Here is a 12438-nt window from a genome sequence, read left to right on the forward strand (position 1 = left end):
TTAAATTAAGTCTTATCTATGGTTTGCCACCTGAGCGATAGTGAGCAGGCAAAGCAAATCATCCCAATTACAAAATCAACTTTCTTTTAAGTCAATTGCCAAAATCCCTTATAGTGACGGTTACCTGCTGGCGTCCCTCTATCTGCTATGTTTTTAGTTGTTGTCAATTAAAATATGTTGTCAAAAATATGATACTTAAATATGTCCAAAGTAACGAAAATATTATGTGCATAAATGTTTCAAATTTCTTTCCTTTCCAAAGGTCAGTCGAATAACCAAAAAACTGAATGATGAGTCTAACAGTCCAGAATAAGCCAAGTCCAAGTGATATTTTTTTGCCAAGATTGGTTTCAATTAATTCGGCAGAAGAGGTCAAGCAAAGTAAACCTATAAGTAATATAGTCAATGCGATGAAAAATGTATGTACGGTCATCATTTGCCGATTGATTAAACTCAAAGATTTAAGCTCTTTGTCCCAATTAAAGTACCTTGGAAAAACAATGTGTACCAATGCTAAAGCAATTAATAAAACGCCAATTATTTTAAAATGTATTTCCATTATTAGTTGCAGTTAAAGATTGACATAAACGGTGTAAACTTTGTTTCTTTGAATGAGTTAAACCCGGCTTCTTCAAATGCCTTTTTCCAAGTTGATTTTGAGAAAAAATGTGTGAAGCCGATTGTAAAGGCTAGAAAATTTGGAAAATCTCTCAAGTGTTCCACCATAATCACATTTCCGTTCGGCTTACAAACTCTACGACATTCTTTTAAAAATTGTACTTTTTCATTTTGTATGCGAATTTCGTGAATTGCTGATAGTAAAAAGATATTGTCAACGGAATTGTCATTTAAAGGAATTGAATTTGAATTGATCTGTTGAGTATTTGGATAAAACAAACTTACTTTTCTAGCTCGGATAATTGCTGGTTCTGTATGCTGTTTCTCGTTGTAGAAGTCATACACTTGAAGTTTAGAATTTGGCAAAATACTTTCTATAATAAAACTTGTTTCGTCAAAGCCTGCATTGATGTTCAAATTGAATTTGTTTTTTGTATCCTCTATTTTCATTTTCTTTAACCAGTCAAAATTATAAAAGCCAGAGAAATCATAAACATATGCAGAAACAAATAATGGCATTGTTAATCCATAAATGAATGCCAAAATAACCATCCAAAACAAACCGTTATGCCAATTCAAAATAAATTTACTCCCTATAATTAATGCCAAAGCAATGAACCCAAGAACATAAAAGTGTCGGTTGAAACTTAAAATATTTAATACTCCTTGAAAATTTCGCCTCTTTATTTCCATTGTTCAATTTTACCTTTTTTCCAATAGTATGGAATGTTTTTAATTATGAAAGCATTTGCCAATACTGGATTTTCAAGTTTTATAGTACTAAAAAAATCGAAATTATAATCAATCACTTTTACTGGATTTGGTGTCCAGTTTTGTCTTACTCCTTCAATGATTAAAACTTCTTTGGTTTCATTGTTATAGGTAAATGTAAAAGGTAAAGGGCCCGCAAATCTTCTAGCTTCTTTCCAGTCTGTAAATGGTGAATGTTCTGGTAAAGAAATTTGCTCTTCCGATTTGTCTATTGTTATTTTGAACTTTGATTTAATAGAGGATACTTCTTTTGTGTTTTTTTGCTCTATTTGCCTTATGTCTGTAGTTGTGTAGTTATAATGGGTAAATATGTTTCCGAAAAACTCCATTTTCTTTTTATCTGTCTCTGATTTAAGAATATATAAACCACGTAAACTTTTCCCTGCTTTATTTGTGTAGCGGACAAAAACACGATAACCAATAAGAAAAAACTCGTTGCCCATAAATTTCGGAAAACCTTTCGGTCGCAAGTCTTTTGTATGAACCATCGCGACTGCTACAAAAGCCCATTTGTCTTGAAATATGTCAAGCTGCAAACATTCTGGAATAAGATTTTGTAATTGTTCTTTTGGAACTGCAAAAGTCAAAACAAGTGAACTTTCAAAATATGCTTCAACTGCAAATAGATGGTCTTTTAAAAATGATAGCATTGAGTTATTTGAATTGTTTTTTGTTAAGATAAAATTCGTTAGAGTAAACTACTATAATAAAAATAAATGCAAACATTGAATTTAGTTTCCCCCAAAGCAACAAGTCTGGAACAAACATAAATTCAAGTGTGTTCATTGTACCAACTACTGCCATTTGAGCAATAGCATTTAACCTTGTTTTATAAGCACTTAAAATCCATACAGCCATAATGATTTCTGAAAGTCCGATTAGAATTGTCAATGGTCTGGAATAGTCGTCACCTAATATTCTAGCTACAATTTGTTCGTGTCTAGGAACAAGATTTAGAACCTTACAAAAAAGTCCGTTTGCAATCCATACTGTAGCAATGCAATAGGACAGTATTTTGTAAATTTTTGTCTTTGTCATTGTTGGTTGTGTCATCCGCTACGCTTGCAGGTAATTAGTTTATTGGCTAAACAAACCTTCGTTAATACATTTAAAACTGGGTAGATCAGCTAAGGTTTGTTTCGCTTTATTGATTTCCAAATATATTAAAATTTTCTTACAATTAATTAAAAAAAAACGGCGTATCATTGGAATGCGTTGCGTGAGGGATGGCAGCGAAAATCCTTTGTGTTTTTTCTTTAAAAACACAAAGATTGCAGCGAACAGCCCGACCCGAAGTTGCAAGAAGGAACGACGAAGCAATTTGCAGGGTCACGCCCAAAAATATTTCTCCAAAAAAAAAGGGCCCAAATCCTCTTCTTAATCTAGCTAACCTTTTTACGAAAACTCCATAGTGTTGACCAACATACAATCGATTTTCCTACATATTAAAACCAGGTTTGATGTTCGTATTGCCTACGAGGCGAATGTCTAGCTATCGTGCCAAGTATTAATTTATATCTGTTTCGCAATACTTATTTTATTGTCAATTGCGTCAAAATACTCAACATAGTCTGTCAAATCTGCATCAATCCAATTCAGCATTTCATATATTTCATTTTTGATATTTTCTGCATATGAAAAATCAATTGCATTTCCATAAAAGCAAACAGGTTCGTTATGATAAACTCTATTTCTAAATTCTCTTATTCTGTTTAGTTTCTGACTTATTGCACTTCTATTAATTCCGGCTGGTTTATTACTAAATGAATGTATAACAATTCCACCTATGAGCCGGTAATGGTGCGTATCGAATAAACTAGTCCAAAAGCCGAAAGATTGTTCAGCAACAACTTTTCCAGCTGTTACTAACCCGCCTTTTCGTTTTATGGTTCTTTCAGCAGTTAAGATTGAATTTTTAAGAAAGAATCTAGACGAATGTAATGAATGGTCGTTCATAAAACCATTTTTCTCTGTAATAATCCAGTTTGGATTTGCGAAATGTGCAGATACTTGATTGTTGAAAATATTTCTTAGGAATATTTCAAATAAGTTTAAAACTGGATAAAAAGATTGTGCAACTCTTAAGTTTGCTCTGTATAATTTTTGCGCTTTTGTTTTTGAGTTACCTGAAGCTAATAAAAATCTGTTTAATCTAGGTTGAGAAAGATAGTATTCAAGCTTATTATATTCCATTAATTTTTTCCTAAAAAGATTGATTTTACAAATATATGCCGTATCTTTACACTGTAATGCTTAATCAAGCCTCTTTTCTCCTAAAGAAAACGTAATTAAGTGAAAGATTTTACTTAAAGCTCTTTGGTTTTTCCGAGGAGCTTTTTTAATATTAACCACCACTGCTACACAAGTGGAAAAACCTTCATATATACTCCTAAATCTTTTTAGATTAAAGAAGGTCTATTTCGCTTTACATTTTCCAAATATATTAAAATTTTCTTACAAGTCATTAAAAAAAAGACGCGTCATTGCCATGTCTTGCGTGAGGGATGGCAGAGAAAATCCTTTATGTTTTTTCTTTAAAAACATAAAGATTGCAGCGAACAGCCCGACCCGAAGTTGCCAGGAGGAATGACGAAGCCAACTGCAGGGTCACGCCCATACTTCGGCTACGCTCAGCATAAATAAAGAATTTTAAAAAACAAATCCGCTTCAAAAGGAGCGGATTTATCAAACTAAAAATCTAAAAACAAACTACTAACTAAACTCTTTATCAGGATTGTATCCTAAATACGGCATGGATTGTTCTTTGAAAACAACACCGTATTCCTCTAATTCTTTTAAAATAGGCACATACACTTCCTTACGAATGGGTAATTGAACTCCGGGAGTTGTAATTTTACCATTCAGTATTAATAATGTTGCCATTGCAACAGGCAAGCCTACAGTTTTTGCCATGGCTGTATAGGTTTGATCATCCCCAATACAAACCATTTTGGAATCTATTTGTTCTTTTTTGCCATTTAATTCGTATCCAAATTTGTGATACATGACAATCATATCTTTATCATCTTGCTGAAGCGTCCAACTATCAGTCAAGATCTTTTCCAGAATTTGTGCCGGAGTGGCATTCTTCAAGCCTACAATTTTATTGCGATTGAACAAGTCCAATTCCAACAATTTGTCCCACATGATATCGTCCTGATCAATCTTAAGAATCAAACGAGTCTTGATTTCCACGGAATCCGTGGGATGATACGGCAAGAAAGAATTCACGTATTCTCTGTAACTCATGTTCTCCGAATCCTCCATTACGTAACTATCGTCTGTCATTCCTAATTGTACAAACATATTCCAAGCTTTAGAAAAACCAACTCTACGTATCGTTCCTCGGTATAAAGTCAGTACATTATCTAAACCATACACACTGCGGTATTTCAAGGAATCCCGATTGGAATAGGCTTCAAATCGGCCAAACTCTTCCACTTCTAGAAATTCCGTTCTGCGAAACAAATTACAATACGGAATGTATTTATACGTTCCTTCCTGAATAAATTTGGCAGCGCCTCCTTGTCCTGCCAAAACCACATTGCGTGGCGCCCAGGTAAATTTATAATTCCAAAGATTCGTGTCGGATTCCGGCGCTACGAGTCCACCACAAAAAGATTCAAAAAGAAGCATTTCTCCGCCTTTTTCTTTAATTTCATCAATCACTTTCATCGCACTCATGTGGTCAATACCTGGATCAAGTCCAATTTCATTCATGAAAATGAGATTGTTTTCTTTGGCGGCAGCATCTAATTCCTGCATGGCATCGCTCACATAAGAGGCGGTAACCAGATGCTTTTTATATATTATACAATCTTTAGCCACTTCGATATGCAAATGAGCCGGCAACATCGAGATGACAATGTCAGCATTTTCAATTGCTTTTTTTCGTTGCTCATTATCGTAAATATCTAAAGCAATTGCAGTTGCGTTTTTATGATCATTGGTTTTACGCTGAGCTAAAGCCAAAGACAAATCACCAATAATTAAATGCAAGTTTTCTTTTTCTGATTTACTTAAAAGATAATGTATCAAAGAGGAAGCTGATCTTCCCGCCCCGATGATTAAAATTGTTCTCATTTTTATTTATTTACAACACAAACATACAAAAATGTTGTATTTATAACAAATAACTCAAAATAATTTACTGAGAAAGCTTTTATTCTTTTAGTTCTTTCTTTTACGTTTTAAAAATAAAAACAATAGTCTGCTTAGTGTACCGTTAAATTAAGTTCATTTGAAAGTATCGTGCCAAATACTTTTAAAGTTAGGAGATATGAAATACTTTTGCATCAAACATCATTATCATGGACAAAAAGATACTTACAACGGGAACTATTCTGGGAATGATTGCAATAATTTTTGGTGCTTTTGGCGCACATGCCCTAAAAAAAGTACTGTCTATTGAGCAATTAAATACTTTTGAAACAGGCGTACGCTACCAAATGTACCATGCACTGTTTTTATTGTTTCTTGGACTCCTGAAAGACCTCTCTCAAAAAACAAAAAAAACGCTCTATAATTTAGTGCTTTTCGGTGTAATTCTATTTTCTGGCTCCATTTATCTATTGGCAACAAACACCCTTACTTCGTTTGATTTTAGCATCATTGGATTTATAACTCCTATTGGCGGACTCCTATTAATACTGGCCTGGGGCGTTTTATTGATAAATATTTTAAATAAAAAGTCACAAATTTAGACGAAACAAATTCTATCTGAAATTTAATATCTACTTTTGCAGTCTATAAAAACAAACTACACAACAAAATATTTATGGACAATAACACACTTTTCACGCAATCGATTTCGTTAAAAGAATTAGGAATTGAAAATGCAAAAATTCATTACCAGTTATCTCCTGATGAATTACACGACATCACCATCAAATCTGGTCAAGGAATCGAAGTATCAAGTGGATCATTAGCGGTCAACACAGGAGAATACACAGGCAGATCTCCGCTGGATCGTTTTATCGTGAAAGACAGCGTCACTGAAAACGAAGTGTGGTGGGGAAAAGTAAACATCCCTTTCTCGACAGAAGCTTTTGAAAAATTATACAACAAGGTTACCGCTTATTTATCCGGCAAAGAAATTTTTGCGAGAGATTCTTATGTGTGTTCAGACCAAAATTACAGATTAAATGTCAGAGTAGTGACAGAAACCGCTTGGGCCAACTTATTTTGCTACAACATGTTTTTAAGACCTGAAATGGAGGAATTAGCAGACTTCGACCCCGAATGGACTTTACTTTGCGTGCCTAGCTTTATGGCAGATCCAATTATAGACGGAACACGTCAAAGCAATTTCGCAATTCTTGATTTTACACGAAAAGTAGTTTTAATAGGCGGAACCGGATATACAGGTGAAATAAAAAAGGGAATTTTCTCTGCCTTGAATTTCATTTTGCCAGTTTTCAAAAACACCTTACCAATGCATTGCAGTGCCAACGTTGGTAAAGATGGTGATACAGCTATCTTCTTTGGATTATCAGGAACCGGAAAAACAACTTTATCAGCTGATCCTAACAGAAAATTAATTGGCGACGATGAACATGGTTGGACGAATGAAAATACCGTTTTCAATTTTGAAGGAGGGTGTTATGCAAAAGTCATCAACCTTTCTGAAGAAAATGAACCTGACATTTTTCGCGCTATAAAAAAAGGAGCAATTCTGGAAAATGTAATTATCAATAAAGATACGAATGACGTTGATTTTGAGGATATTTCCATTACACAAAACACGAGAGTAAGTTATCCTATTTTTCATATTGATAATATTCAGCAAGGTTCCATTGGAGAAAATCCTAAAAATATATTCTTTTTGACCGCGGATGCGTATGGTATCCTGCCTCCCATTGCACTACTAACTCCGGGACAAGCAGCGTATTATTTCATCTCAGGATACACAGCAAAAGTTGCCGGAACTGAAGCAGGAATCACAGAACCTCAACCCAATTTCTCGACGTGTTTTGGAGCGCCATTTATGCCATTACACCCAACAAGATATGCTGAAATGTTAACTAAAAAAATGAAAGATGCCAATGTAAAAGTCTGGCTTATCAATACAGGATGGACTGGTGGCCCTTACGGAGTAGGAAGCCGAATGAAATTAAAATACACCCGTGCCATGATTACCGCTGCATTAAACGGAGAATTGGACGATGTACCGTATGAGAACCACCACGTTTTTGGAATTGCAAAACCGCAAACCTGTCCAAATGTTCCCAGCGAAATTCTAAATCCCAGAAATACATGGGAAGATCCAGAACTTTACGATAAAAAGGCAATAGAATTAGCTCAAAAATTTAAAGCCAACTTCACCAAATTTGAAGAATTTGCCAATGCCGAAATTATGGCTGGAGCACCAATCGCATAAGGTATTATTAATTCAAAAACCAATAGAGCCGTTCGTAAAGAGCGGCTCTATTTTATTTAGGACAAACCGTAACAAAAAGCCATAAATAAATACCTATCAAGTATTTATACCACAATCCATTTTTTGTCGTTAAATTAGTAATCATCAATCATCCGAGCTGGAATAGCAAACCGGCGAAGCAATCAAAAATCAATTATGTTAAAACAATTTTTCATTCTGTGTTCCGGCTCAGACAAAGACCTACTCGTAGGCTGTTCCGAAGGCGAACAAACCAAATATGTAGGTATTGGCGCCACTGTTTTCTTTACTGCGGTCATGGCTTTTCTTGCCAGTTCGTATGCATTGTTCACCGTCTTTGACAGTATGTATCCCGCAATCGCATTTGGTATCGTTTGGAGTTTACTCCTATTTAATTTGGATCGTTTTATTGTTTCCACTATTCGAAAAAGAGATAAATTTGGAAGTGAATTTCTGCAGGCAACTCCCCGAATTATTTTGGCGGTAATCATTGCGATCGTCATTTCGAAACCATTAGAAATTAAAATCTTCGAGAAAGAAATCAACACCGTTTTATTGAAAGAGAAAAATGCGATGGCTTTAAATAACAAAAAGGAAGTGGCCAATTATTTCAAATCGGATTAAACAAAAAAGTTACCGAAACCCAACCTATTATTGATGGATTTGACGGTCTAATGGCACGAATCAATGCCTTGGATAAATTACCGTGGCTGCCTTCGTTCTTTATCACACTCTTGTTTTTAGCCATTGAAACTTCTCCTATTATTGCTAAACTTTTATCTCCAAAAGGGGAATACGACTATAAATTAGAAGATTTAGAAACAGCGTTGAAAGCAACAATCGAGCAAGACAAATACCAACGTTCTTTATTGGTAAAAACTAGTGCGATGATGCACGATAAAGTCTATGGAGACATTGCTCAAGACAAACAGTTGTATGATTTACAACGAAAAAACGCTGCCGATTTGCTCGAATTACAATCAAATAATTTTGTAGAAAAGCAGAAAAGAACACTTTAAGTCTAAAGTCGAAAGTCCTAAAGTCAAAAGGAAGTAAATATCTTTTGACTTTATAACTTTCGACTTTAATATTAATTACATAAAACTTAAAATTTCTTTTTTGAAAGCGTCATATTCGCCTTGCAAAATCAATCCGTTATCTAGTAATTTTTTATAATTCTGCAATTTTTCAAAAAGTTCGTCTTGCGATAAATCGCTTAAAGATTTGTCTTTTGATATTACTGTAGACTCTTCAAAATCTTGGTTTTCAGCAGTGAAATTAGGTGGTGAAACAGGCATTAGTTCAGCAAAATTAGTCACTTCTTCCGTTTCCATTTCTTCAATAATTTCATCTTCTGCCATTGGTGAAAACGGAATTGCATCTACAAGTGTTGCATTTAATACTCCTCCTGTTTTCAATATATCCAATTGTTCTTTGGCATACGTAAAAATTTTACGCGCTTGGATTTTAGGAATATAATCAATAGAAACTTCCATATTTGTTTTGGTTGTAAATGAAAACTCAGAACCCAAAATATTTTCTTTTACAAAAGTTCCTTCAACCTCATCCCAAGTGTAATCAATAAAATTCATTGAAAGTCCCAGATTTTTAGGCTGACAAATGATAATTCTTTTATTCGTCATCACAATACTATCCGGCAAAACAGTAATCGCTGGTTTTTTTTGAACAGCAATATATCCGATTTCTTCATTTTTCATCAATAAGTCACTCAGTTTTGAAGCGATTTTTTCAATGGCTTTTGGGTCTTGTTCTTCGTTTAAAAACTTTTTAAATTGTTCTTTCATGTGATATGCTGAATTTATCTCAGTAAGTATTTATAATTTTAATCTAAATATATTCGCAAAAGTAATGCCTAATTGACTAATTCTTGAATTTCACTCTGCAATTTCTTTGTTAAACTTTTGAAAACCAAATCATAGGAATGATCCACCAACTCTTTTATCAGCGCATCCGCAACTGATTCATTTACAGCAACTGTATTCCAATGGGTTTTACTCATGTGAAAACCCGGTTGAATGTCAACGTATTCAGCGCGCAATTCCTGAGCACGCTCTGGATCACATTTTAAATTAACTGATGGCTGTCCTTTCTCCCACTGACTTAAAGAAGACAATGCAAACATTTTTCCACCCACTTTAAACACCAATGTATCTTCGTCAAAAGGAAAGTGTTCCGTTACTCCTTTTTTAGACAAGCAATATTCGTAGTACGTTTCCAGGTTCATCTCTTGAAATTATTTTTCATTCAATCATTTAAAATAGCGTACAAAACCGGCTTACTCGGACTCGCATCATTTTCAAAAGAGGCAATTTGTAAATTCAACAAATAACCGCCATCTTTCACTTCATCAGCCACAAAAATCATCTCCGTAATCGTACAATTCAATCTGGCTTCTGCATTCAGATTGTTGACATCGGTCACATTCCAAAAAGCTTTGTGTGCCAATAATTTCCTTTCATCATGCTCTTTATCCACGCTGGGCAAATCAATTAGCAAGTGCTGAATCCCGCTTTCGCGAATGAATAACGCAGCATCTTCATTTAGATAAGGCGGATTCGTATTCGAATATTTTAAAGATTTTTTTATTTTAAAATTAGGAAGTGTTCTGATAATTAAGGCTTCTTTTGGAACACCTAATTTCAGTATCACATCGAGCGCAGTCGAGATGTTATCCAGTGTAATCACTAAATCTCCTCCTTGCATTTCCGGCACAACCGAAATCAACTCAGCTAAAAAAATAAACTGTTTTAAAGATTGATTAACACTGTAAAATTCACGTGTAATATGTCCCAAACATTCCGTATGCGTTCCGTGTCCGTGTGGATTGAAGAAAATATTATTGAAATTAGTAGACGACTTTCCTTCCGAAACTTTCCCTATCCAATCCCCAAAAATAACGGGTTCAATGACTGGTTTCTCGATATACCAAGCAATTGGATTCTCGTCTGTATTTGTTAATGGAATCGAAATATCAATGGGTTTTGATAAATCGACTTCAATGGCTTGGTTGTTATGTTGGATTGTTGCTAACATTTACGCTGAATTTATTTCAGCATCTCATCTGGAGATACTTTATAAGTTCAAATATAAATCTTTTAATTCAGGATTTAAAAGTTTTGCAACATTCCATTTCCAGTCTTTATGCCAATTTTTAAGTTGTTTTTCTATTTTAAAGATAGCACTTAAGTAGCAAGAAAGATATATTGTCGCAATTATTAAAATACGACATTAAATTTTAGTCATCACTTAAATCTTCCAAATCTTCCAAATAGATTAAAATTGTAGCATTCTATTTTTTTGTAAAAACTGCGCCGGTACCATTTCTATGACAATCAATTCTGTTTTTTAAATTTTTTGTGGCACCCACGTACAAAACAGTACTGTTTTTATTCGTCAAAATATATGTAAATCCTTTTTCCATACAAAATCAATTAAAATTAAATAGATCCTGAAACTAGTTCAGGATAAATAAATCTGAAGCAATTCCATCTGTCAAAAATTTTCCTTTTTTGGTTGGCTTTAAAATCCCATTTTCAATAAAAAGCAAATCATCATCAAGAAATTTTCGAGATTGATTGTTCAAATATTCCAAATACCCACTTCCGAATTCGCTTTCAATTTTATCCAAAGAAACACCCCAAATCGTTCGTAAACCCGTCATAACATATTCATTATATCGGTCCATAACAGAAAGAATTTCGATTTCATTGGGTATTTTACCCTCTTGAATGGATTTTAAATACAGCGCATTATTCGACACATTCCAACTTCTGGAAACTCCATCATAACTGTGTGCTGAAGGACCAATTCCAATGTATTTTTTTCCCAACCAATACGCTGAATTATTCTTCGAAAAATAGTTTTCCTTCCCAAAATTTGACAATTCGTAGTGAATAAAATCATTGGCTTCGAGCATTTCGATTAAAATAGCAAAGTGCTCTTGCGCGACATCATCTTTAGGCGCTGCAATTTTCCCTGTTTGAATGAGTTTATTCAACGCTGTTTTAGGCTCTACCGTCAAAGCATAACTCGAAATATGCGGAATCCCAAAACTCAATGCTGTTTCAATATTTTGTTTCCATTTCTCATTGCTCATTTGCTGCGCCTGTTCGCCATTTTGGCTCGAGTCCGGAATTCCGTATATTAGATCGAGAGAAATGTTGTCAAAATACTGAGTAGCAACTTCTAAACATTTTCTGGCTTCCGCCGAATTATGAGCTCGGTTCATCAATTGTAAATCGTCTTCAAAGAACGACTGAATCCCAATACTTAGCCGATTAATTTTGCTTTTAGATAATTCGATTATTCGTTCACTTGACAAATCATCTGGATTGGCTTCCAGTGTAATTTCAGGATTATCTGAAACAGAATAGTATTTGTACACTTCCGCAATCAGGAAATTAATTTCTGCTGAAGTTAAAACACTTGGCGTTCCTCCGCCAAAATAAATGGTTTCGACAATTTCGTTTTTAAATTCGCTTTTACGCATTTGAATTTCTTTGGCAATAGCCAAAACCATTTCTTCTTTCTTCTTCATCGATGTTGAAAAATGAAAATCGCAGTAATGACACGCCTGCTTGCAAAAAGGGATATGGATGTAGATTCCGCTCATTTAGTAGTGGTCAGTTTTA

General features: G+C 34.3%; 13 protein-coding genes and 1 pseudogene. 3 read left to right on the forward strand and 11 right to left on the reverse strand.

Annotated elements, in window-relative coordinates; all coding sequences use genetic code 11:
- Window positions 1–163: 163 nt before the first annotated feature.
- The 6 genes from EKL98_RS09280 to EKL98_RS09305 all read right to left on the reverse strand — a co-directional run bounded on the left by EKL98_RS09280 (window position 164) and on the right by EKL98_RS09305 (window position 5472).
- On the reverse strand, window positions 164–559 hold the full coding sequence (locus tag EKL98_RS09280; protein ID WP_126562128.1) for a hypothetical protein: 396 nt from the start codon (window positions 557–559) through the stop codon (window positions 164–166).
- 2 nt (window positions 560–561) lie between these two features.
- A complete protein-coding gene (locus EKL98_RS09285) occupies window positions 562–1311 on the reverse strand; it encodes a class I SAM-dependent methyltransferase (RefSeq protein WP_126562129.1) in 750 nt (249 codons plus the stop codon).
- A complete protein-coding gene (locus tag EKL98_RS09290) occupies window positions 1302–2039 on the reverse strand; it encodes a DUF2071 domain-containing protein (protein ID WP_126562130.1) in 738 nt (245 codons plus the stop codon). The genes EKL98_RS09285 and EKL98_RS09290 overlap by 10 nt, the downstream gene beginning before the upstream one ends.
- Before the next feature lie 4 nt (window positions 2040–2043).
- Window positions 2044–2427: a DoxX-like family protein gene (locus tag EKL98_RS09295; RefSeq protein WP_126562131.1), complete on the reverse strand. Its 384-nt coding sequence runs from the start codon at window positions 2425–2427 to the stop codon at window positions 2044–2046.
- 474 nt (window positions 2428–2901) lie between these two features.
- Window positions 2902–3582, reverse strand: coding sequence for an Abi family protein (locus EKL98_RS09300; RefSeq protein ID WP_126562132.1), 681 nt, complete (start codon window positions 3580–3582; stop codon window positions 2902–2904).
- A 519-nt stretch (window positions 3583–4101) separates the two neighbouring features.
- A complete protein-coding gene (locus EKL98_RS09305; protein WP_126562133.1) occupies window positions 4102–5472 on the reverse strand; it encodes a saccharopine dehydrogenase family protein in 1371 nt (456 codons plus the stop codon).
- 227 nt (window positions 5473–5699) lie between these two features.
- Here EKL98_RS09305 and EKL98_RS09310 point away from each other — a divergent pair, with 227 nt between their 5' ends.
- The 3 genes and pseudogenes from EKL98_RS09310 (at window position 5700) to EKL98_RS09320 (ending at window position 8805) form a co-directional block, all read left to right on the forward strand.
- Window positions 5700–6092, forward strand: a complete 393-nt coding sequence (locus EKL98_RS09310; RefSeq protein ID WP_126457494.1) for a DUF423 domain-containing protein — start codon at window positions 5700–5702, stop codon at window positions 6090–6092.
- Window positions 6093–6166: 74 nt separating this feature from the next.
- Complete coding sequence (gene pckA, locus EKL98_RS09315) at window positions 6167–7768, forward strand: phosphoenolpyruvate carboxykinase (ATP) (protein WP_126562134.1); 1602 nt, start codon at window positions 6167–6169, stop codon at window positions 7766–7768.
- A 195-nt stretch (window positions 7769–7963) separates the two neighbouring features.
- Window positions 7964–8805 (forward strand): annotated as a pseudogene (locus EKL98_RS09320) (DUF4407 domain-containing protein).
- Between the two features lie 75 nt (window positions 8806–8880).
- Here the strand turns inward: EKL98_RS09320 and EKL98_RS09325 are convergent.
- The 5 genes from EKL98_RS09325 to hemW all read right to left on the reverse strand — a co-directional run bounded on the left by EKL98_RS09325 (window position 8881) and on the right by hemW (window position 12419).
- A complete protein-coding gene (locus EKL98_RS09325; protein WP_126562135.1) occupies window positions 8881–9591 on the reverse strand; it encodes a PH domain-containing protein in 711 nt (236 codons plus the stop codon).
- Between the two features lie 68 nt (window positions 9592–9659).
- On the reverse strand, window positions 9660–10031 hold the full coding sequence (locus EKL98_RS09330) for an MmcQ/YjbR family DNA-binding protein (RefSeq protein ID WP_126562136.1): 372 nt from the start codon (window positions 10029–10031) through the stop codon (window positions 9660–9662).
- Between the two features lie 20 nt (window positions 10032–10051).
- Complete coding sequence (locus tag EKL98_RS09335; RefSeq protein WP_126562137.1) at window positions 10052–10840, reverse strand: cyclase family protein; 789 nt, start codon at window positions 10838–10840, stop codon at window positions 10052–10054.
- A gap of 256 nt (window positions 10841–11096) precedes the next feature.
- A complete protein-coding gene (locus tag EKL98_RS18565; RefSeq protein ID WP_126562138.1) occupies window positions 11097–11228 on the reverse strand; it encodes a GIY-YIG nuclease family protein in 132 nt (43 codons plus the stop codon).
- 33 nt (window positions 11229–11261) lie between these two features.
- Complete coding sequence (gene hemW, locus EKL98_RS09345) at window positions 11262–12419, reverse strand: radical SAM family heme chaperone HemW (RefSeq protein ID WP_126562139.1); 1158 nt, start codon at window positions 12417–12419, stop codon at window positions 11262–11264.
- Window positions 12420–12438: the final 19 nt, after the last annotated feature.

Source organism: Flavobacterium bomense (assembly GCF_003970355.1).